The 20,076-nt window shown below is 67.8% G+C and carries 20 protein-coding genes; 6 read left to right on the top strand and 14 right to left on the bottom strand.

All coding sequences use genetic code 11. The features are described 5' to 3' along the window. The first annotated feature begins 92 nt into the window (after window positions 1–92). The gene (locus C4F17_RS29520; RefSeq protein WP_106938009.1) at window positions 93–1,013 is read left to right on the top strand and encodes a LysR family transcriptional regulator; all 921 of its coding nucleotides are present in this window, start codon (window positions 93–95) and stop codon (window positions 1,011–1,013) included. A 23-nt stretch (window positions 1,014–1,036) separates the two neighbouring features. Here C4F17_RS29520 and C4F17_RS29515 read toward each other — a convergent pair whose 3' ends face one another. From C4F17_RS29515 to ssuD, 12 genes are all read right to left on the bottom strand, one after another. Then, window positions 1,037–2,578, bottom strand: a complete 1,542-nt coding sequence (locus tag C4F17_RS29515; protein WP_106938008.1) for a cryptochrome/photolyase family protein — start codon at window positions 2,576–2,578, stop codon at window positions 1,037–1,039. Between the two features lie 94 nt (window positions 2,579–2,672). Then, the gene (locus tag C4F17_RS29510; protein WP_081269213.1) at window positions 2,673–2,834 is read right to left on the bottom strand and encodes a DUF2256 domain-containing protein; all 162 of its coding nucleotides are present in this window, start codon (window positions 2,832–2,834) and stop codon (window positions 2,673–2,675) included. 198 nt (window positions 2,835–3,032) lie between these two features. Then, on the bottom strand, window positions 3,033–3,827 hold the full coding sequence (locus tag C4F17_RS29505) for an ABC transporter ATP-binding protein (RefSeq protein ID WP_106938007.1): 795 nt from the start codon (window positions 3,825–3,827) through the stop codon (window positions 3,033–3,035). Further along, the gene (locus tag C4F17_RS29500) at window positions 3,814–5,073 is read right to left on the bottom strand and encodes an SfnB family sulfur acquisition oxidoreductase (RefSeq protein ID WP_106938006.1); all 1,260 of its coding nucleotides are present in this window, start codon (window positions 5,071–5,073) and stop codon (window positions 3,814–3,816) included. Before C4F17_RS29500 ends, C4F17_RS29505 begins: the two co-directional genes overlap by 14 nt. A 31-nt stretch (window positions 5,074–5,104) precedes the next feature. After that, window positions 5,105–6,427 (bottom strand): ABC transporter substrate-binding protein, encoded by a 1,323-nt coding sequence (locus C4F17_RS29495; protein ID WP_106938005.1) that lies wholly within the window; start codon window positions 6,425–6,427, stop codon window positions 5,105–5,107. A 50-nt stretch (window positions 6,428–6,477) separates the two neighbouring features. After that, complete coding sequence (locus tag C4F17_RS29490; protein WP_106938004.1) at window positions 6,478–7,482, bottom strand: branched-chain amino acid ABC transporter permease; 1,005 nt, start codon at window positions 7,480–7,482, stop codon at window positions 6,478–6,480. Between the two features lie 3 nt (window positions 7,483–7,485). Continuing rightward, on the bottom strand, window positions 7,486–8,367 hold the full coding sequence (locus tag C4F17_RS29485; RefSeq protein ID WP_199852030.1) for a branched-chain amino acid ABC transporter permease: 882 nt from the start codon (window positions 8,365–8,367) through the stop codon (window positions 7,486–7,488). A 14-nt stretch (window positions 8,368–8,381) separates the two neighbouring features. Further along, the gene (locus C4F17_RS29480) at window positions 8,382–9,221 is read right to left on the bottom strand and encodes an ABC transporter ATP-binding protein (protein WP_234383184.1); all 840 of its coding nucleotides are present in this window, start codon (window positions 9,219–9,221) and stop codon (window positions 8,382–8,384) included. A gap of 59 nt (window positions 9,222–9,280) precedes the next feature. Next, window positions 9,281–10,417, bottom strand: a complete 1,137-nt coding sequence (gene sfnG, locus C4F17_RS29475; RefSeq protein ID WP_081269207.1) for a dimethylsulfone monooxygenase SfnG — start codon at window positions 10,415–10,417, stop codon at window positions 9,281–9,283. A 32-nt stretch (window positions 10,418–10,449) separates the two neighbouring features. Continuing rightward, window positions 10,450–11,052: an FMN reductase gene (msuE, locus tag C4F17_RS29470; RefSeq protein ID WP_081269206.1), complete on the bottom strand. Its 603-nt coding sequence runs from the start codon at window positions 11,050–11,052 to the stop codon at window positions 10,450–10,452. Window positions 11,053–11,398: 346 nt separating this feature from the next. Then, window positions 11,399–12,589 carry an acyl-CoA dehydrogenase family protein gene (locus tag C4F17_RS29465; protein ID WP_106938002.1) on the bottom strand — a complete coding sequence of 397 codons (1,191 nt, stop codon included), beginning with the start codon at window positions 12,587–12,589 and terminating at the stop codon, window positions 11,399–11,401. Beyond that, window positions 12,586–13,758 carry an FMNH2-dependent alkanesulfonate monooxygenase gene (ssuD, locus tag C4F17_RS29460; RefSeq protein ID WP_106938001.1) on the bottom strand — a complete coding sequence of 391 codons (1,173 nt, stop codon included), beginning with the start codon at window positions 13,756–13,758 and terminating at the stop codon, window positions 12,586–12,588. Before ssuD ends, C4F17_RS29465 begins: the two co-directional genes overlap by 4 nt. A 305-nt stretch (window positions 13,759–14,063) precedes the next feature. Here ssuD and C4F17_RS29455 point away from each other — a divergent pair, with 305 nt between their 5' ends. Beyond that, window positions 14,064–15,239 (top strand): acyl-CoA dehydrogenase family protein, encoded by a 1,176-nt coding sequence (locus C4F17_RS29455; RefSeq protein ID WP_199852029.1) that lies wholly within the window; start codon window positions 14,064–14,066, stop codon window positions 15,237–15,239. Next, complete coding sequence (locus C4F17_RS29450) at window positions 15,236–16,360, top strand: sigma-54 interaction domain-containing protein (protein WP_106938000.1); 1,125 nt, start codon at window positions 15,236–15,238, stop codon at window positions 16,358–16,360. Before C4F17_RS29455 ends, C4F17_RS29450 begins: the two co-directional genes overlap by 4 nt. A 39-nt stretch (window positions 16,361–16,399) precedes the next feature. Here C4F17_RS29450 and C4F17_RS29445 read toward each other — a convergent pair whose 3' ends face one another. Continuing rightward, complete coding sequence (locus C4F17_RS29445; protein ID WP_081269203.1) at window positions 16,400–16,597, bottom strand: hypothetical protein; 198 nt, start codon at window positions 16,595–16,597, stop codon at window positions 16,400–16,402. A gap of 294 nt (window positions 16,598–16,891) precedes the next feature. Between C4F17_RS29445 and C4F17_RS29440 the strand changes: the two genes are divergently transcribed. Together C4F17_RS29440 and C4F17_RS29435 are read left to right on the top strand one after the other, a co-directional pair. Beyond that, the gene (locus tag C4F17_RS29440; protein ID WP_106937999.1) at window positions 16,892–17,419 is read left to right on the top strand and encodes a hypothetical protein; all 528 of its coding nucleotides are present in this window, start codon (window positions 16,892–16,894) and stop codon (window positions 17,417–17,419) included. Between the two features lie 83 nt (window positions 17,420–17,502). Then, window positions 17,503–18,294, top strand: a complete 792-nt coding sequence (locus C4F17_RS29435; RefSeq protein ID WP_081269201.1) for a YoaK family protein — start codon at window positions 17,503–17,505, stop codon at window positions 18,292–18,294. On the opposite strand, the gene C4F17_RS29430 is transcribed toward C4F17_RS29435, so the two are convergent. Next, window positions 18,227–18,742 carry a winged helix-turn-helix transcriptional regulator gene (locus C4F17_RS29430; protein WP_106938502.1) on the bottom strand — a complete coding sequence of 172 codons (516 nt, stop codon included), beginning with the start codon at window positions 18,740–18,742 and terminating at the stop codon, window positions 18,227–18,229. The genes C4F17_RS29435 and C4F17_RS29430 overlap by 68 nt on opposite strands. Window positions 18,743–18,846: 104 nt before the next feature. On the opposite strand from C4F17_RS29430, the gene C4F17_RS29425 reads away from it, so the two are divergent. Next, a complete protein-coding gene (locus C4F17_RS29425; protein ID WP_234383146.1) occupies window positions 18,847–20,058 on the top strand; it encodes an MFS transporter in 1,212 nt (403 codons plus the stop codon). Window positions 20,059–20,076: the final 18 nt, after the last annotated feature.

Below are 20,076 nucleotides of genomic sequence, written 5' to 3'. Positions count from 1 at the left end.
GACTGCACGCACGGCTTGCACAGCGCGCGGCGCGCAGCTTGTCCCTGCATGGGGCGCCTGTCGAAATCCTCGCGGCCGTGCTAGGTTCGGGCATGCCGACAGAAGCCGACCTGAACCTGCTGTTTGCGTTGAACGCACTTCTTTCCGAGGGCAGCGTCGCGAAAGCCGCCGAGCGCCTGGGCCTGAGCGAGTCGGCAATGAGCCGCGCACTCGCGCGGTTGCGGGAATCGACCGGGGACCAGCTCCTCGTGCGCGCGGGCCGCGCAATGGTGCTCACGCCGCATGCGCTGACGCTTCGCGACCGCGTCAGGGACTTGGTGCAGGAGTCGCGCGCGGTGCTTCAGACCGCTGGCGCGAGCATGGATCCCCGCACGCTCCGGCGCCTGTTCACCATACGGGCCAACGACGGCTTCATCGAGGCCTTCGCGCATCGGTTGGTGGCTCGCGCCGCACACGATGCGCCCGGCGTTCGCCTGCGCTTCGCGCCCAAGCCCGACAAGGACGTTCGCCCGCTGCGCGAGGGACTGCTCGATCTGGATGTCGGCGTTCTCGGCGATTCGGGTCCGGAGGTACGCGTGCAGGCGCTCTTTCGCGACCGATTCGTCGCGGTGGTGCGCCAAGGCCACCCTCTGCTCGCCGAACCCGAGATAACTGCAGAACGCTACGCCGCCTGCGACCACGTGGTCACTTCGCGCCACGGCCGGACCGAGGGACCGGTGGACAACGCGCTTGCAGCGATGGGCCTGGTTCGCAATACCGCGGTAGTAGTGCCGAGCTTCAGCACAGCCCTGTCGATCGCGGCCGAGACCGACCTGGTTGCATTGATACCGTCTTCGTACTTTGAACACCTGAGGACGCGGGGCACGCTGTGCTCGTTCCCGCTGCCGGTACCCACGCAGCAGATCACCGTCTCGCAGATGTGGCATCCGCGTCTTGACCGCGATCCTGCGCATCGGTGGCTGCGCGGACTGGTGCTGGAAGTCTGCCGGCCGCTCGATGAGCCACCCAAGTAGACAACATGTACATCGCCCGTTAGCTACAACGCATCCAGCCGCTCGCGCAGCTGCCCAGCCTGCGTGCGCAAGGCCTCGCGCTGCGTGTCGGGCATCTTTTGCAGTTGGCGGTAGACGAGGGCAAGGCGCGGGTTGCCTTCCAGCGCGGGGGCGTGGCGCTCGAAAAAGTCCCAGTACAGCGCGTTGAAGGGGCAGGCACGTTCGCCGGTTTTCCGGGCCGGGTCGTAAGCGCAACCCTTGCAGTAGTCGCCCATGCGCTGCAAGTAGGCGGCGCTGCTCACATAGGGCTTGGTGGCGATCAGGCCGCCATCGGCGCGCTGGCTCATGCCCAGCGTGTTGGGCAGCTCCACCCACTCGAAGGCGTCGATGTAGATGCCCAGGTACCAGCGGTGCAGCGCCTGCGGCTCCAATCCGGCGAGCAGCGCGAAATTGCCGATCACCATCAGGCGCTGGATATGGTGGGCATGGGCGGTCTGCAGCGACTGGGTGATGGCCAGGTGCAGGCAGCGCATGCGCGTGTCGCCGCTCCAGAACCACTGCGGCAGCGGTGCGCGATGCGCCAGTGCGTTGTGCTCCTCGTACCCCGGCATGTGTGCCCAGTAGATGCCGCGCACGTATTCGCGCCAACCCAGGATCTGGCGCACGAACCCCTCCACGGCCGCCAACGGCGCCTGGCCAGCGCGCCAGGCGCTCTCGGCGCGCTTCACCACTTCCAGCGGATGCAGCATCTTCACGTTCAGTGCGAACGACAGCAGCGAATGGAACAAGCGCGGTGCGCTGCTGGCGAGAGCGTCCTCGTATTCCCCGAAATGCGGCAGTGCCGTGGCTATGAAGGCATCCAGGCAGGCCAGGGCTTCATCGCGGTTCAGGGGCCAGCGCAGGACAGCGGCCTGCGGGTCGCCAAAACTCGCGACACCCGCGCGTTGAACCATGTCCCACAGGACGCTGTGGTCGTGCTGGGGGCGCCAATCGGCGGGCTCGGGCGGCGTGCCGGGCCAGCGCTTGCGGTTGTCGTGGTCAAAGTTCCATTGCCCGCCTTCGGGTTCGCCGCCGGCATCCAGCAGCACCTGCCAGCGACGCCGCATATGGCGGTAGAAGTGCTCCATGAGCCATTGCTTGCGGCCGCGCATCAGCGCTGCGAGCTCGCCGCGCTGTGTCAGGAAATGCTCGCTGTCGACCACTTCCCAGGTCTGGGGCTGTGTAGCGGCCCATTCCAGCAATTGCGCATCCAGCCGCCATTCGTCGGGTTGTTGCCACTGGACCTTCTGGGCGCCGTAGTGCGCGGCCAGCGCCGCCAGGTTGGCAGGAATGGACTGCCGGTTGCTCGCGTCGTCCAGCGCCACATAGCGCACGCGGTGCCCGGCGGCGCGCAGCTGGCGCGCGAAGTCGCGCATGGCGGCGAATATGGCCAGGATCTTCTGGGCATGGTGGAGCACGTAGTCGGTTTCCTGGCGCACCTCCATCAGCACGTAGACCACCTGCGGATCTCGTTGGGCAAACCAGCTGTGCCCGGCGTTGAGCTGGTCGCCCAGCACCAGGCGCATGGTATGGGTGGGACCGTTCATGCGTTGCCCCACAGGCGTTGGCAGGCTTTGTCGTGAGCCAAGCAGTTCGCGAGCACTTGGCGCAGTCGGACGCTCAGATGGCCGGTGGCGGTGCTCATGGCGGCGTGCCCTGCGGTTGCGGGCTTGCGCGGTTGCGGCGGCAGCGCTCGGAGCAGTACTTGACTTCGTCCCACACCTCGGCCCACTTTTTACGCCAGGCAAAGGGCCGGCCGCAGCACAGGCAGAGTTTTTGGGGCAGATGCGGTTTGCGATGCATGGCTCATGAATTCAGGCTCTGCTGTCGGAGGTCGGGTGCGGCCTGTTGGTGTCCTGGCTGCAGCCTGGGGAACTGTAGCAGCGTGCCGCGGGCAGGAGCCTGATCGTGGGCATCGGCGCGGATGCCCTTGCAGGCCTTGTCCCAGCTTTGCCCAGCGCTGGCTCGACCGACTCCGCTGTTGAAAAGAGACGAATTGCCTCAGGCAGCGGCCTCGGCCACGGCGTCGTTGCCCGCCACGCCATCGCCGAAATAGAAGGACTGGATGTCGGCGCGCCGGCGCAGGGCCTGCGCCTCGCCGTCGAGCACCGCCACCCCCGCGTCGAGCACGGTGGCGCGATCGGCGTACTGCAACGCCACGGTCGAGTTCTGCTCGGCCACCAGGATCGATAGGCCCTGCTCGCGGTTGAGCCTGCGCAGCTGCTCGAAGATGTCGCGCACTACGAGCGGCGCCAGCCCCATCGATGGCTCGTCGAGCACCAGCAGTCGCGGCCTCGACATCAGCGCGCGGCCGATGGCGGTCATCTGCTGTTCGCCGCCGGAGCTCAGTCCGGCGAGCACGCGGCGCTTCGCCTTCAGGCGCGGAAAGATCTCGTAGACGCGCGCCAGGTCGTCGGCGGCTTCGGCGCGCCGTGCGCTGCGCCCGAGCGCGCCGGTCAGCAGGTTCTCCTCCACCGTGAGCGAGCGGAAGCAGTGGCGGCCTTCGAGCACCTGCACCAGGCCCAGCCGAACAAGGTCGGCCGTGGCGGTGCGGCCCACGTCGTGCCCGTCGAACACGATGCGCCCGGCGGTGACCTGTCCGCGCTCGGCCGGCAGCAGGTTCGACACCGCCTTCAGCGTCGTCGACTTGCCCGCCCCGTTGGCACCCAGCAGCGCATGGATCTCGCCTGGGCGCACCGACAGGCTCACGCCGTGCAGCGCCACGATGGAGCGCTGGTACGCCGCCTCGACGGCCTCGATGCGCAACAGGGCGGCTTCCACTTCAGCTCCAGGCATGGAACGGCGGCTTCACGCCGTTGAGGAAGTAGTTCCCCACGATCGCGTACTTCCAGCGCACCGGATCGTGCAGCGTGTGCGTGCGCGCATTGCGCCAGTGCCGGTCGAGGTTGTACTGGCCCAGCGTGGAGCGGGTGCCCGCGAGTTCGAACAGCTTGTTGGTCGCAAGGATCGCGATCTCCGTGGACAGCACTTTGGCCTCCGCCGTCGCGACCTGTGCCGCCGCCACGCTGTCGGCGTCCGGAGCCGCCACCGCGCGGTCGATGGCGCGCCCGGCGCGCTCCAGCAGGGCCTCGCTGGCATGCAGCCGGATCTGCAAGTCGCCGACCGCCTGGATCGAGTACGGGTCTTCCCATGCATGGTCGCGCTGGCTGTCGATCCACGGCCGCGTCTTGGTGCGGATGAAATCGACCGTCTCCGCGATGGTGCCGCGCGCAATGCCCACGTCGACTGCTGCCTGGATGATCTGGAAGATCGCGCCGTCGGCCGAGGGCGCGTCATAGCCCTTGTACGCCGGAATCAGGTGCGTCTTCGGCACCTTCACCTGGTCGATGAGCACCGTGCCGCTGAGCGTGGTGCTCTGGCCGAAGGCGGACCAGTCGTCGATCACCGTGAGGCCCGGCGCGTTGCGCTCGGCCACCACGTACCAGGTGTTGCCCTGCTCGTCGTTGGCCACGATGGGCACGTAGTGCGCGAGCAGCGCGCCGGTCGAATAGAACTTCTTGCCGGTCACCACCACATGGTCGCCCGCGTCGGTGAAGCGCGTCTCGAAGTCCGCCGCGCGCTTGGAGCCGGATTCGGAGAAGGCATTGCCCCATCGCACGCCGCGCAGGAAGTCGGCGAAGAACAGCTTCTGCTGCGCCGCGTCCGACACCGTGCGCACCGCGGCGACGAAGCCCAGGTGGTTCTGCGTGATCTGTCCGAGCGACGGATCGGCCGCCGAGATGATCGCGATCACCTCGGCCAGCGTGGCATACGAGACCTCGGCACCACCGAAGGCCCGGGGCACGTTGATGGCCCAGAGGCCGCTTTGCGAATACGCGTCGATCTCCTCGACCGGCCAGCGCCGCAGGCGGTCGCGCTCGGAGGCGCCCACGAGCAGCTTCGCGGCGATCGCATGCGCCACGGCAATGGCTTCGGCGTCGTCGCGGATCACAAGCGCGGGCGTGTCGGAAAGCGGCAGCCCGGGCACCGGGTCGTTGGCTGCGGCAGGTGCGGATGCGGAGGGTTGGAGAACAGCGGACATCGGTTTGCCTTTCAGGAATGTGCGTAGGGGCTCAGTCGTCGATGCTCTTGCGCACCTTGAGGTTCTTTTCCTTGGCATAGGCCAGCGAAGACTTCTCGATGATCGGGCGCAGCAGCTTCCAGTCCGGTGCGATCCAGTCCGAGACCACGTTCCACTTGCTGCCGTCCCACTGCTGGAAGGCCACGCGGCCGTCGCCCTCGTGGTTGTCCCAGGTGACGTTGATCGAATGGAACAGGCCCTTGGCGCCGAGCGCGGCGGCGCGCGCCTCGTCGATCTTCAGGTTCTCCAGGCCCCAGCGGACCTCGTCGCCGGTGAGCGTGCGCTTGCCGAACCTGGCCTGCGCGATGCGGATGGCCTCCACGTTCAGGATGCCGTTGAGCACGCCCAGGTTGTGATAGACGCTGCCGATGCGCTTCGGATCCTGCAGGTTGCCCTTGCCCGCGCCGTACACGGTCTTGGTGATCTCCTGCAGCACCGGGTACTGCGCGCCCGCTGCCACGGTGGTGATAGCCACGTAGCCCTTGGCGGCGTCGCCCGCGGGGATCACGTCTTCCTCGGAGTTCGACCAGACGTTGCCCACGATGTGATCGACCGGAAAGCCCGTCTTCTGCGCGGTCTTGAGCGCCACCGGGTTCATCACGCCCCATCCGCGCAGCACCACGTAGTCGGGTTTCGCGCGGCGGATGGCGAGCCACTGCGACTGCTGCTCGTTGCCCGGGTGCGGCACCTCGATCTGCTGCAGCGTGAAGCCGTACTTTTTGGCGAGCAGTTCATAGATCGGGATGGTCTCCTTGCCGTAGGGCGAGCCGTGGTACAGCACCACGATCTTCTTGCCCTTGAGCTTGTCGGCACCGCCTTCCTTGCCCGCGATGTAGTTCACGATGCCCGAGGTTTCGCTGTACGGATTGAGCAGCAGCGGAAAGATGTACTTGAAAACGCGCCCGTCGGTGGTGTCGGTGCGCCCGTGGTTGATCGTGAGCAGCGGCACCTTGTCGGCCGTCACGCGGTCGATCAGCGCATACGCGATGCCGACCGACAGCGGGTTCCAGGTCGCGATGCCGGGGCGCTGCTTGAGGCGCTCGTACACCTCCACACCGCGTTCCACCTCGTACTGCGTCTCGCCCTCCTCCCAGGTCAGCTTGACGCCGCCCACGCCGCCGTCGCGCGTGTTGACGAGGTTGAGGTAGTCGATGAAGCCGCCGAAGAAGCCGGTGCCGCCGGCCGCGTAGGGGCCGACGCGGTAGCTCTGCAGCGGAAAGAACTGTTCGTTGGCGTCGGCATGCGCCGCCTGCAGGCCGCTTGCGGCCAGGGTGACGGCCAGGGCCGCGGTTTTCAGGTGCTTGATGAAGGACATGGTGGCGAAGACTTTGAGGATGCGATGGGAAAAGGAAAAGCGTTCCGGGCTCAGGCCGGCGAGACCCGCCTGCGCGCGCGGTCCCAGAGGGCGGCGAGCCCCCGTGGCTCCACGGCCAGGAAGAAAATGATCAAGGCGCCCAGCACGATGCGCTGGCTCATGTCGAGCACGCCCGAGTCGAAGCGCCCGCCGAACAGGAAACCGCCCGCGCGCGAGAGCAGCAGCGGGAACACCACGATCAGCGCCGCGCCGAGGAAAGCGCCGCGGATGGTCGCCAAGCCGCCGATGATCACGATGAAGAGGATCTGGAACGAGCGGTCGAGGTTGAAGCCCGCCGGCTCCACCGTGCGCAGATACACGAAGCCCCACAGCACGCCCGCAACGCCGACGATGAACGAAGACACCGCGAAGGCCAGCAGCTTGGTGCGCAGCACCGGCACCCCGATGACGCGCGCGGCCAGCTCGTTGTCGCGCACCGCGATGAAGTGGTGGCCGGCCTGGGTGCGCACGAGGCGCCATGCCAGCAGCGTGAGCACCGTGACGATGCTCAGCGAGAAGATGTAGCGGCCCACCGGCGTGTCGAACACGATGCCCGCCACCTCGAGCGCCGGCGCATCGATCACGCCGGAAGCGCTGTCGTTGCTGAACCAGCCGAACTTGGTGAGCGCCCATTGCACGAAGAACTGCGCGGCCAACGTCGACACCGCAAGGTAGAAACCGCGCAGCCGCAGGCTCGGCAGGCCGAACACCAGGCCGACGGCCGTGGCGGCCAGCCCCGCGAGGCCGATGCTCACGAGCAGCGGCAGCCCCTCCACGCGCAGGTTGAAGTTGTAGGCGGCGAAGGCGCCCACCGCCATGAAGGCCGCGGTGCCCAGCGACAGCTGGCCCGCGTAGCCGGTCAGCAGGTTGAGGCCTACGGCCGCGAGCGACAGCGCCAGGAACGGAATCAGCAGCGCGTCGAACACATAGCCGGACGCGATGAACGGCACCACGCCGAAGGCGATGACCAGCACCGCCAGCGGCCAGGTCCATGGGGGCAAGGAAAGGGTACGCATGGCTCAGGCACGCTCCACCAGTTTCTGCCCGAAGAGACCGCTCGGGCGGATCAGCAGGAAGGCCAGCGCCGCGACATAGGCGAACCAGCTCTCGATGCCACCGCCCACGAACGGCCCGATGTACACCTCGGCCAGTTTCTCCAGCGCGCCGATCACCAGCCCGCCGACGATCGCGCCGAGGATCGAATCGAAACCGCCCAGCACCAGCACCGGCAGCGCCTTCAGCACCACGAGCGAGAGCGAGAACTGCACGCCCAGGCGGGCGCCCCACAGCAGCCCGGCCACCAGCGCGATGACGCCGGCCGCGGCCCACACCGTCGCCCAGATGCGCGGCAGGCGCAGGCCCACCGCGATGGCCGCGTAGGTGTCGTCCGCCACCGCGCGAAACGCCAGCCCCACGCGGGTGTAGCGGAAGAAGACCGACAGCAGTGCGACCATCACGCCGGCCGTCGCGGCCGCGAACAGGTCGAAGGTCGAGACCATGATGCCCAGGAACTGCAGCGGCTCGTCCGCGATGCCCAGCTCCAGCGCGTGTACCTGCGTGCCCCACACCAGCTGCGCCACGCCCTCGATCACATACGACAGGCCCAGCGTCGCCATGAACAGCGTGATCGGCGGCTGGTTCACCAGCGGGCGCAGCACGGCGCGCTCGATGGTCAGGCCCAGCAGCACCATCAATGCAAAGGTCAGCGCCAGGGCGAACGCGAAGGGCACGCCGCGCTCGACCAGGCTCACAAAAGTGAGCGCGGCGAACAGCAGCTGCGCGCCCTGCGCGAAGTTGAGCACGCCCGATGTCTTGTAGATCAGCACGAAGCCGATGCCCACCAGCGAATACATCACGCCAGACAGCAGGCCGCCGATGAGCACTTCGGCGAAGAAGCTCAGGTCGCCGGCGTCCATCAGGCCTGCCCCTCGTGCGTGTCGTGGGCCACGCCCAGGTAGGCGTCGATCACGGCCGGGTCGCTGCGCACCTGCGCCGGCGTGCCGTCGGCGATCTTGCGGCCATGGTCGAGCACCGCCACGCGGTCCGACAGGCCAAGCACCACGCCGATGTCATGCTCGATCAGCAGGATGCTGGTGCCGAACTCGTCGCGCGCGGCGCGCACGAAATGCGCCATCTCCCGCTTCTCGGTGACGGTCATCCCGGCCATCGGCTCGTCGAGCAGCAAGAGTCGAGGCGAAGCGACCAGCGCGCGCGCCAGTTCGACGCGCTTCTGCAGGCCATAGGCCAGCGTGCCGGCCAGCCGATCGCGCACGGCGCCCAGGCCGAGAAAGCAGATGATCGCGTCGGCCCTGGCGCGCGCATCTTCGCGTTCACGACGCGCGCGGCCCAGTCCGGTCAGTTGCTCGATGAAGGTGGAGCGCGCCGCATCGACGCGGCCGAGCACGATGTTGTCGCGAACGCTCAGGCCCTTGAACAGCGCAAGATTCTGGAAGGTGCGGGCGATGCCCAGCCGCGCCAGCCGCGCCGTCGGTACATGGCCGAAGCCGCGTGCGCCGATCCATACGCGCCCGCGCTCGGGCCGGTACAGCCCGCTGATGACGTTGACCAGCGAACTCTTGCCGGCGCCGTTGGGGCCGATCACGGCGCGTATCTCTCCCTTCGCTATCAACAGATCCACGCCCGACAGCGCGGTGACGCCGCCGAAGGACAGGTCGATGCCCTCCAGCCTCAGCACGGCCGCGGTCGCGGTGTCTTCCCCCGCCGCAGCCGCACGACCCGCCGGCACGAAGGCCACCGGATCGACACCGAGCGAGACAGGCCCCGCGTCGAAGAAAAGATCGGGCACCACGAGGCTCACGCCACGGCTTCCAGTGCCGCCTGGCCCGGCTTTTCTCCGCGGGCGGCCTGCTGCGCTTCGAGCTTGCGCACCAGCGGCAGCACCTTCTCGCCGAAATACTCCACCTCTTCGATGAAGTGCAGGAAGCCCGTGAGGATGAGGTCGACCCCGATGGCCTTGAGCGCCACGATGCGCTCGGCAATCTGCTGCGGCGTTCCGATGAGGTTGGTGCGGAAGCCGTCGTTGTATTGAACGAGGTCTTCGAAGGTGGACTTGGCCCAGTTGCCTTCGCCTTCGGGCGACGCCTTGCCGGCCTGCTTGACCGCATCACCGAAGGCATGCACCGCTTCCACGTGCGCGTGCTCGATGATGTCGGCCAGCACGGCCTTGGCTTCTTCCTCGGTGTCGCGTGCGATGACGAACGCGTTCACGCCGATGCGCACCGTGTGGCCGTTCTGCGCGGCCTTGGCCTGGATGTCGTCGATCTGGGCCTTCAGGCCCTCGGGCGTGTTGCCGTTGGTGAAGTACCAGTCCGACACGCTGGCCGCGTTGTCGCGCGCGGCGCGCGAGCTGCCGCCCTGGAAGATCTCGGGGTGTGGCTTTTGCACCGGCTTCGGGCTCAGCGTGTAGTCGCTGAAGCGATAGAAGTCGCCCTTGAAGGTGAAGTTGTCCTGCGTCCAGATGCCCTTGAGCGCACGAATGAATTCGTTCGAGCGGCGGTAGCGCTCGTCGTGCTCCAGCCACGGCTCGCCGATGGCCTGGAACTCGCCCTTGAACCAGCCGCTCACCACGTTGATGGCGATGCGTCCGCTGGAGATGTGGTCGATGGTGGCGATCTGCTTGGCCACCACCGCCGGATTCCACGGGCCGGGCAGGATCGCGGCCAGCACCTTCAGCTTGGTGGTCGCATGCAGCAGCGCCTGGCTGAACGACACCGATTCATGCTGGTATTCCGCGCCGTAGCCCGCCGTGAAGCGGATCTGGCTCAGCGCGTACTCGAAGCCCGCCTTCTCCGCCGCCACGGCGAGCCGCTGGTTGTACTCCAGGCTCCAGTCGGTGCGCTGCTCGATGGTGCTCACGACCAGGCCGCCGCTGACGTTGGGCACCCAGTAGGCGAACTTGACGGGGGCGGGAGAGGAAGACGCTTGGCTCATGGGGGGCTCCTTGGGGATCGAACGAACGGGTTTCAGACCGGCAGCGCGACGGGCGCCGGCTTGCGGGAAACGGGGCTGCGTGCGGCCGCCGCCGGTGCGGCGTCGCGCAGTTGCGGCACGGCGCGCGCCACCGCCAGCGCGATGCGCTCGCGCAGCGCGGGGTTGGCGATCTCGTAGCCTTCGAAGTCCTTCTCGACCGCATAGACGCCGATGGGCAGCGTGCGCGCCTGAAAGAAGGCAAAGAGCGGACGCAGCTGATGGTCGATGACCAGCGCGTGCCGGTCGCTGCCGCCCGTGGCTGCGAGCAGCACCGGCTTGTCGGTCAGCGCCTCGTGGTGCACGAAGTCGAACAGGTGCTTGAACAGGCCCGTGTAGGAGCCGCGGTACACCGGGCTGGCCACCAGCAGCAGGTCGGCCGACTCGATGGCCGCGATGCTTTCCTCGACCGCCGCGGGCAGCTGGTTGCGATAGAGCACGCCGGCGAACTGCGAGCCGATCTCGCCGAGCGAGATCACGCGGGCATCGATGGCCACTTCGTCGCCGAGCGCGGCCAGCAGCCGATCGACCAGCACCAGGGTGCGCGAGGGACGTTGCAAGCTGCCGGACACGGCAACGACTTTCAGTTTTCGACTCATGTTGATATGACCTCAGTTCAGAAGCCGCAAGCAATTCGCGGCACGCTGGATATATGCGAATGGCGTGCCACCTTTTTTTCTCTTTTGAATCAACGAGTTAGCGAGAAAAGCCTGGTTTCGCGCGTGCTGTGCCGCCAGCAGGCTGCGGCTCGACTGCTGATGCAGAAGCAGCTATTGCGGCTTAGTCGTTCGGGGTACATCGGTATGCGCGCAACGAATGAACGCCACGCAGCAATCCGCCTTGGAAACTGCTTCCCGGGCAGCAGGCCTCGCTGTCGCCGCGCAAAAAGGAAAAGGGCCTGCGGCATCACGCCACAGGCCCTCTTTCTTCGACGAAGCACGGCGCTCAGGAATAGAAGCTCGGCGGCGGCAGCCGGTCGTTGAGCGCCCAGTTGCCGAGTTCGCGCACCTTGTAGTCGACCGGGTCATGCAGCGTGTGCACGCGCAGGTTGCGCCAGTAGCGGTCCAGCCGCAGCGCGGCGGTGGTCGCGCGCGCGCCGGTCACCTCGAACATGCGATGCGCCACCTCGAGGCCGGCTCGCGTGCTCGCGACCTTGGCCGCGGCCACCGCGATGGCAACCTGCCCGCGTTCCCGTTCGTCGAGCGACGTGCCGCGCAGCCAGGCCTGGTCGAAGGCGACTGCGGCGCTGTCGAGCAGGCTGCGCGCACCCTCCAGCGCGAGCCAGAAGTCGCCGTAGTGCGCGAGCACATAGGGGTCTTCGTTCGCAGCCGTCGCATCCGAGAAGAGCCAGGGACGCCCCTGCCCCAGGGTGAAGGCCTTGGCTTGCGCCAGGGCGCCTTCGCCAAGCCCCAGGTAGATGTTCGCGAGGATCAGCTGCGCGAGCAGCGGGCGCAGGCAGGCGAACGGCGTGGACAGCGGACCGGGGTCGAGCAGCAGTTCGTTCGCATGGACGCGCACGCCCTCGAACAGCACGCTGCCGCTGTCGGTCTGTCGCTGGCCCATGTTGTCCCAGTCATCGAGCACGGTGATGCCCTCTCGGCGCGTGGGCACCACGCCGATCAGCAGGCGGTCGTCGGCGTCCAGCGCCGAGGCCACCAGCATGTCGGAATCGCTGGCGCCGGAGCAGAAGCTCTTGCGCCCGGAAAACACATGGTCAGGGCCGTCCGCTTGCGCGCGCGTGGACTTGTCCAGCGGGTTCAGCGCATTGCCCCAGAACCAGTGCTGCGCGCGCGTCTGCTCGATCCACGGGCGCCACTGGGCGGGCTGCCCGAACAGCTGCACGGTCGCCAGCAGCAGGTGGTGAAAGGCGAACAGGTGGGCCACCGAACTGTCCACGCGCGCCAGGCCGCGCACCACGTCGAGCGTCTGGCGCCAATTCGCGCCCAGGCCGCCAAGCTCGCGCGGGACGCTCAGCATCAGCAGGCCGCTGTCGCGCAACAGGTCGCGCTCGACCTTCGGCGTGCCGCCGCGCCGGTCGCGTTCGACGGCGGTTTCCGCCAGGGCCTGCGTCACGCGTTGCGCCGCCGCCTGCCACGGCACGGCCTCGTCGCCGGCCTCCGCGCCGAAGTGCTTCATGCGGCGACCCTGTCGCGCGACGCCGGCTGCGCGACTTGCGAACAGGGCGGAACGATGTCGTTGGCGATGACCTCGCCGAAAGGGCCGGTGATGTTGGCTTGCCCCGCCGGGCGCACATGGTCGAGCGGCAGCAGCGGAAACAGCAGCTCGGCCACGCGATACGCCTCCTCGAGATGCGGATAGCCCGAGAAGATGAAAGTCTCCACGCCGAGTGCCGCGTATTCCTTGATGCGCGCCGCCACCTCCTCGGGGCTGCCCACCAGCGCCGTGCCCGCGCCGCCGCGCACCAGCCCCACGCCGGCCCAGAGGTTGGGCGACACCTCCAGCCTGTCGCGCCGCCCGCCGTGCAATGCGGCCATGCGCTGCTGGCCCACGGAGTCGAAGCGCGAGAAGGCTTTCTGCGCGGCGGCGATGGTGTCGTCGGTCACGTAGGACATGAGTTCGTCCGCCGCGCGCCAGGCCGCCTCGCTGGTCTCGCGCACGATCACATGCAGCCGGATGCCGAAGCGCAGCGTGCGGCCATGCGTCGCCGCGGCGGCGCGCGCCTTCGCGATCTTGTCGGCCACGTCGGCAGGCGGCTCGCCCCAGGTGAGATACACATCCACCTGTTCGCCCGCCAGCGCGATGGCCGCCTCGGAAGATCCGCCGAACCACAGCGGCGGATACGGCTTCTGCACCGGCGGGTACAAGGTCTTGGCGTTCTCCACGCGCAGGTGCTTGCCCGAGAAGTTGACCGTCTCGCCGCCCGCCACGCCGCGCCAGATGCGCAGGAACTCGTCGGTCACCTCGTAGCGCTCGGCGTGCGTGAGGAAGCTGCCATCGCCGTGCTGCTCGTCGGGGTCGCCGCCGGTGACCACGTTGATCAGCAGGCGCCCGTCGCTGAACCGGTCGAGCGTGGCGGCCTGCCGCGCCGACACGGTCGGCGAGATGATCCCGGGGCGGATCGCGACCAGGAACTTGAGGCGCTCGGTCTGCGCCGCGAGCGACGACGCGACCACCCACGAGTCCTCGCACGAACGGCCGGTGGGAATCAGCACGCCCTCGTAGCCCAGCTCGTCGGCGGCCTGCGCCACCTGGCGCAGGTAGCGGTGGCTCACGGTGCGCGCGCCGCGCGAGGTGCCGAGATAGCGGCTGTCGCCGTGCGTGGGAAGAAACCAGAAAAGTTGCATGGAGCGCCCTTGGCAATTGCCTGTCGTCGAACGCACGATCCAGCAGTTAGCGTGCCAGTGGATCCGCCCCTGTGAACGGCACATCGCATGTGATTTCTGCTGCTCCAGCAGCAGTCCATCATCAACCGTGCTGCATGCCGCGCACGGCAGCGCCCGCGCTGCTGCCATGGAAGCAAATCGAGGATCGATATGCCGATCGCATCGTTGGATCGGCGATGGCGCGCCGTCAACATGCTGCTGGCGCAGCACTTGCCGCGCGCGAATGTCCATCAGCGAGGCCCTGTGTGAGTCCTGTGAGTTCCGTCCTGTCCCCCCCGCCTGCCGCCTCGACGCGCGACGTCGCACAGGAGCTGACGCGCAGGCTTGCCGCAACCGCCGTGGAACGCGACGAGCGCGGCGGCACGCCCAAGGCCGAGCGCGATGCGCTGCGTGCCAGCGGGCTGCTGGCGCTGAGCATTCCCGCCGAGTTCGGCGGCGGGGGCGCCGACTGGCGCGAGACGCTCGACGTGGTGCGGCTGCTGGCACAGGCCGACAGCTCCGTCGCGCACGTCTTCGGCTTCCATCACCTGATGCTCGCAACGGTGCGACTGTTCGCGCAGCCCGCGCAGTGGCAGCCCTGGTTCGAGCAGACCGCGCGGCGCCGGTGGTTCTGGGGCAACGCGCTCAATCCGCTGGACGACCGCACGGTCTCCAGCGCGCACCCGGGCTGGCGGGAGTTCACCGGGCAGAAGAGCTTCTGCTCGGGTGCGCTGGACTCCGAGATGCTCATCGCCTCGGCACGCGAGGAAGGCAACGGCGCCTTCATCGTCGCGGCCGTGCCCACGGGCCGATCGGGCATCTTCGTGGCGCCCGACTGGAACAACATCGGCCAGCGCCAGACCGACAGCGGCAGCGTCACCTTCGAGAAGGTGCGCGTGGAGCAGCACGAGGTGCTGGCCGACCCCGGCCCGCTGTCCACGCCCTTCGCCTGCCTGCGCCCGCTGATATCGCAGCTGGTGCTGGCCAACATCTACCTGGGCATCGCGGAGGCCGCGTTCCACGATGCGCGCCACTACACGCTGCACGAGTCGCGGCCCTGGCATGCGTCCAAGGTGGCGCAGATGCAGGACGACCCGTACGTGCTGAGCCAGTACGGCGAGTTCTGGGTCGGCCTGGAAAGCGTGCGCGTGCTGGCCGACCGCGCGGCCGACCGGCTCGACGCCGCCTGGCGGCGCGGCACAGCCTTGAGCGAAGACGAACGCGGCGAGGTCGCCGTGGCCGTGGCCACGGCCAAGGTGGCGGCCACCAGCACCGGGCTGGACATCTGTACGCGCATGTTCGACGTGGCCGGCGCACGCGCCACGCACGGCGGCCTGCGCCTGGACCGCCACTGGCGCAACCTGCGCACCCAGAGCCTGCACGACCCCGTGGCCTACAAGGTGCGCGAGCTCGGCGAATGGGCCCTCCAGCAGCACTATCCCGTACCGACCTTCTACTCATGAACGCCTTCACCCGCCCCCTCGACGTGCTGCCGCCGGCCGATGCTTCCGAGCCGGATTGGGACGCGCCCACGCTGCTGACGCTGCCCAACCCGCGCAAGCTCACCACCTCGATCCGCGCCACCGCGCAGGTGTTCCAGGACCCGCGCTCGGTCGCGCTGCTCGAGCGCATCCGCATGGTGGCGCCCAGCGACGCCAACGTGCTCATCATCGGGGAGACCGGCACCGGCAAGGAGTTGATCGCGCGCCATGTGCACGACCTGAGCCGGCGCAGCGGCAAACCTTTCGTGGCGGTGAACTGCGGCGCATTTTCCGAGAGCCTGGTCGAAAGCGAGCTCTTCGGCCACGAGAAGGGCGCCTTCACCGGCGCGTTCTCTGCCAAGACCGGGTGGTTCGAGGCCGCCAATGGCGGCACGCTGTTCCTCGACGAGATCGGCGACCTTCCGCTGTCCATCCAGGTGAAGCTGCTGCGCGTGCTGCAGGAACGCGAGGTGGTGCGGCTGGGCTCGCGCAAGAGCGTTCCCATCGACGTGCGGGTGGTCGCGGCCACCAACGTGCGGCTGCAGGACGCGGTGGCCGCCGGCCATTTCCGCGAAGACCTGTTCTACCGGCTGCACGTGGTGCACCTGGCCCTGCCCACGCTGCGCGAGCGCCCCGGCGACATCCTGCCGCTGGCGCGCCACTTCATCGAGGAATACCGTCAGCGGCTGGGCTATGGTGCGGTGCGGCTCGACGCCGGCGCCGAGCGCAAGCTCGGCGAGCACAGCTGGCCGGGCAACATCCGCGAGCTGGAGAACGTCATCCACCATGCGCTGCTGATCTGCCAGCACAACGTGCTCGGCGAGGAGCACCTGCACCTGTCGTCGCTCCACATCCAGCGACGCGCGCCGGAGAGCGAGCCCCCCGCCGGAACCACGCCCCAGCAGGCGCTGGAGGGCGTGCTGCGCGAACTCTTCAACGAGCCCGACGAACTGATGTTCGAGAAGATCGAAGAGACGGTGATGCGCACCGCTTTCGAGTTCTGCCACCGCAACCAGGTGCAGGCGGCCAAACTGCTGGGCATCAGCCGCAACGTGCTGCGCTCGCGGCTGATCAAGAGCCGGGAGATCTCCGCGTTGAAGTGAAGCCGCCTCGCCTGGTCAGCGGGCGGCTGCCGTGGGCTGCTAGCGCGCGTAGAAGCCCGGCGAACTCGACAGCAGCACGGCTTCGGCCTTGCCGCCACCCTTGATCAGCGATCGCTCGCGCTCCACCGCAACCTGCAGCAGCGCCAGCGTGGCGATACAGGTGAATACGGCAATCAGAAGCCAGAACTCGCCGCTCAGCGAGCTGGCAGTGGGTTTGCGGTCACGCTTTTTCGACATCGTCTTCTCTCTCTCTCATGGCTCCTGTTGATGGCGCAAAGGATGCGCCGGGCCCGAAGTCGGCGCTGTCGGACGGCGTTGAAACCAGTTGTAGCGGGCAGGATGACGCGGCGCGTAGGCCGAGCGCGGCGCCTGCCCTAGGACCATTCCAGCCGACGGCAAATACGCTACCTGCTCGCCCGCACCCGATCCTCGAGCCGCGGGCAAACGCGCTCGCTTATGTGGACTCGGGGACCGACCGCAAATGACGGCATCATCAGGGGCTTGTGGGATGACTATGGAGGTTCTGGAAGCATGCTGGCACTTCGCCCCGTGGGGCAGATCGTGGCGGAACTGAGCACGCGACGTCGCGAACCCACGGCGATTTCCGTGACCGCGCGCGAGGCGCTCGCGGCAAGCCTGCCTGCAGGCTTCCTTTCGCTGGTCGATGAAATCGGCGGGCAGGAGATCGCCGGCGACTTCATGCTGCTGAACCTGGCACAACTGCTGCGCGAGACAGCCGACAGGGACCATCCCTTGATTGCGCTGGGCACGCAGTGGTGGGTCTTCGGCACCTCCGGCACGGGAGACGCGTGGCTGCTGGGCCCAACCGAACACGGCGATCAGGTGGCCTTTCTCGACCACGATCAGGGCACCGACGCGCTGTCGATCGAAATGTGCCTGGACTTCAAGCAATGGCTCCAGTTGGCCGACCTGATGGCGCAGGTGGAGCACGTGGAGCAATGCGCGTCAGGCCTCGCGAATGTTGAGAAAATTACCCGGGAGATGAATCGGCTGTCCGAGGGCCTGTCGCAGCGCTATCCGTACAGCTTGGATGCCTGATCCGCACCGGCCCAGGCCGGCAAACGGTTCCGCCCACGGCTTGTGCGCGAGAATGGGCGACGCTCCAAAGGACAGCCCTACCCATGCGCAGACTGCGCTTTCTGACCAGCCGACACCGTGCGCCCTCGACGAACTGGGTGCTGGGCCTGCTGCTGGCCTTCAATGCCGGCGCGGTGAATGCGGGCGGCTTCCTGGTGCTTCACATGTACACCTCGCACATGACGGGGTTCGCGTCCCAGTTGGCCGACGGCCTGGTGCTGGGCAACACCAGGCTGCTGCTGAACGCGCTCGGGGCCGTGCTGGCGTTCACCTCGGGCGCGGCCGTGTGCGCGGTGCTGGTGAACTGGGGCCGGCAGCATCGCCTGCGCAGCGTCTATGCGCTGCCGCTGCTGCTCGAGGCCGCGCTCATGTTTCCGTTCGGGCTGATGGGTGCCGTGACACTCACCTGGGCCACGCCTTTCGCCGTGCCGCTCACGGTGCTGCTGCTGTCCTTCATCATGGGTCTGCAGAACGCGATCGCCTCCAAGACTTCGGGTGGCAGCATCCGGACCACGCACATGACCGGCAACATCACCGACCTGGGGATGGAGATCGGCAAGCTGCTCTACTGGAACAGGAAGTCGGCGCAGGCCCCGGCCTCCCCCGCTCCCGCCGTGCGCCACGACCGCACCCGCATGCGCAGGGCCGCCGGGCTGATCGGCATGTTCGTGCTCGGCGGTGTCGTGGGTGCGCTCGGCTTCAAATACGTGGGGTTCGTGTGCGTGGTGCCGCTCGCGGCATTGCTGCTGGCGCTGTCGGTGCCGCCGTTCATGCGCGACCTGCCGCGCTCCGGGCTGCTGCCGCGGTTCGCGAAGGGCCAGCACCAGGGTGGATAGGGGCCTGCTTTTCGATCACCACCGCATCGCCGAAAGCCAAGGCGCGCCCATCGGGCCCGGAGACCTTCAGGGGTGCGACCGGTTTGCCGCTTTTTCTTTCCACGAGCCGTGAATGGTGTTCGCCACGGCGAAAGAGGTTGTCTTCGCCCCACTGCCGCAAGCCGACGACCACAGGGAAGAGCGCTTGCCCCTTTGGCGTCAGAACATATTGCTGGTACGCCGTGCCGTCCGAAGCCGGCTGAACCTCCAGCACCCCTTCCTCCACAAGCGCCTTGAGCCTGCTTGCCAGGATGTTGCGCGCGACGCCCAGGCTCGCCTGGAAGTCGCCGAATCGGCTGACCCCGTCGAACGCGTCCCGCACGATCAGCAGCGACCAGCGGTCGCCGATGACGTCGAGCGCTCGCGCCACCGGGCAACTCGCCGTGTTCATTCGCTTTCGTTCAGCCATCGACATCTCCGCGCAGCGTAAGCGCCGCCTTCTGGTTGCATTTTAAAACCAACAAGCTATGCTCCATCCAGTTTTAAAATGAAACCGGATGGAGATGAATTCCCATGGATACCGCGAGCAACCCTCCGACCATGCCGAGGAGGCTGGTCGCCCTGTTTGCCTGCACGAGCGGCGTGAGCGTCGCAAACGTGTACTTCGCACAGCCTCTGCTCGACAGCCTGGCGATGGACTTCGGCGTCGCGCCTGCCGCTATCGGCGGCGTCGTGACGGCCACCCAGGCCGGGTCGGTGCTGGCCTTGCTGCTGCTCGTTCCTCTGGGCGACCAGTACGACCGCCGACGGCTCGCCCGCCTTCAGTTGATGGGCCTCATCCTCGCCCTCGGCGGCGTGGCCATGGCTCGAAGCGCCGTCGCCCTGATGGCGGGCATGCTGGCGGTCGGCCTTTTGGGCACTGCCATGACGCAGGGGATGATTGCCTACGCAGCGAGCGCCGCGGCTTCTCATGAACGTGGGCGCGTCGTCGGAGCTGCGCAGGCCGGAGTGGTCGTCGGACTGCTGCTCGCGAGGGTCTGGTCGGGTGTCGTTGCCGACCTGCTCGGCTGGCGCGGCGTCTATGTCGGTTCCGCAGCGGTCATGGTGGTGCTTGGGGCGCTTGTCTGGCGGCAGCTGCCCGCACAGCCGGCTGCGGTATCGCGTCTGCCATACATCCAGCTCGTGCGCTCGACGCTGGGCCTCTTGCTGACAGACCGGGAGCTTCGAACGCGCGGCACCCTGGCGTTGCTGATGTTCGCCGTCTTCAGCATCTTCTGGAGCGCGCTCGCCTTGCCGCTTACCGCGCCACCCCTGTCGCTGTCGCATTCAGCGGTCGGGGCCTTCGGGCTGATTGGTGCCGCCGGCGCGTTCTTCGCGGGGCGGGCAGGACGTTGGGCCGACCAGGGGTGGGGCCAGCGCACGAGCGTGGCCGCGCTGGTCCTTCTGCTCCTGGCATGGATACCTCTCGGCTTCACGCAGTCGTCGTTGTGGTGGCTGGCGCTCGGCATCCTGATGCTCGACGTGGGCTGCCAGGCCCTGCATGTCACCAACCAGGCGATGATCCTGCGAGGGCCGGCCGAGTCGCATGGCCGCCTCATCGGGTGCTACATGCTGTTCTACGCGGCGGGCAGCGGTGCGGGGGCCATTGCATCGACGACGGTGTACGCGCACCTTGGATGGCTTGGCGTGTGCGTGCTGGGCGCATCCGTGAGCGCGCTCGCGCTCGTCTTCTGGGCTTCCACCTGGGAGCGTCCTCGCCTCGGCGCGCCATGCGTGCAGCCGTGAAGAACTGATTTTTTGTTG

It is taken from the genome of Variovorax sp. PMC12 (assembly GCF_003019815.1).
GTDB lineage: Bacteria > Pseudomonadota > Gammaproteobacteria > Burkholderiales > Burkholderiaceae_C > Variovorax.
The sequence above is the reverse complement of the archived record's forward strand: the minus strand, read 5'-3'. Positions and strand labels throughout refer to the sequence as shown.

Bases quoted from the DNA above. Each gene is read 5' to 3' on its own strand.
- C4F17_RS29520 (WP_106938009.1), top strand. From the start codon at position 93: ATGCCGACAGAAGCCGACCTGAACCTGCTGTTTGCGTTGAACGCACTT.
- C4F17_RS29515 (WP_106938008.1), bottom strand. From the start codon at position 2,578: ATGAACGGTCCCACCCATACCATGCGCCTGGTGCTGGGCGACCAGCTC.
- C4F17_RS29510 (WP_081269213.1), bottom strand. From the start codon at position 2,834: ATGCATCGCAAACCGCATCTGCCCCAAAAACTCTGCCTGTGCTGCGGC.
- C4F17_RS29505 (WP_106938007.1), bottom strand. From the start codon at position 3,827: ATGCCTGGAGCTGAAGTGGAAGCCGCCCTGTTGCGCATCGAGGCCGTC.
- C4F17_RS29500 (WP_106938006.1), bottom strand. From the start codon at position 5,073: ATGTCCGCTGTTCTCCAACCCTCCGCATCCGCACCTGCCGCAGCCAAC.
- C4F17_RS29495 (WP_106938005.1), bottom strand. From the start codon at position 6,427: ATGTCCTTCATCAAGCACCTGAAAACCGCGGCCCTGGCCGTCACCCTG.
- C4F17_RS29490 (WP_106938004.1), bottom strand. From the start codon at position 7,482: ATGCGTACCCTTTCCTTGCCCCCATGGACCTGGCCGCTGGCGGTGCTG.
- sfnG (WP_081269207.1), bottom strand. From the start codon at position 10,417: ATGAGCCAAGCGTCTTCCTCTCCCGCCCCCGTCAAGTTCGCCTACTGG.
- msuE (WP_081269206.1), bottom strand. From the start codon at position 11,052: ATGAGTCGAAAACTGAAAGTCGTTGCCGTGTCCGGCAGCTTGCAACGT.
- C4F17_RS29465 (WP_106938002.1), bottom strand. From the start codon at position 12,589: ATGAAGCACTTCGGCGCGGAGGCCGGCGACGAGGCCGTGCCGTGGCAG.
- ssuD (WP_106938001.1), bottom strand. From the start codon at position 13,758: ATGCAACTTTTCTGGTTTCTTCCCACGCACGGCGACAGCCGCTATCTC.
- C4F17_RS29450 (WP_106938000.1), top strand. From the start codon at position 15,236: ATGAACGCCTTCACCCGCCCCCTCGACGTGCTGCCGCCGGCCGATGCT.
- C4F17_RS29445 (WP_081269203.1), bottom strand. From the start codon at position 16,597: ATGTCGAAAAAGCGTGACCGCAAACCCACTGCCAGCTCGCTGAGCGGC.
- C4F17_RS29440 (WP_106937999.1), top strand. From the start codon at position 16,892: ATGCTGGCACTTCGCCCCGTGGGGCAGATCGTGGCGGAACTGAGCACG.
- C4F17_RS29435 (WP_081269201.1), top strand. From the start codon at position 17,503: ATGCGCAGACTGCGCTTTCTGACCAGCCGACACCGTGCGCCCTCGACG.
- C4F17_RS29430 (WP_106938502.1), bottom strand. From the start codon at position 18,742: ATGGCTGAACGAAAGCGAATGAACACGGCGAGTTGCCCGGTGGCGCGA.
- C4F17_RS29425 (WP_234383146.1), top strand. From the start codon at position 18,847: ATGGATACCGCGAGCAACCCTCCGACCATGCCGAGGAGGCTGGTCGCC.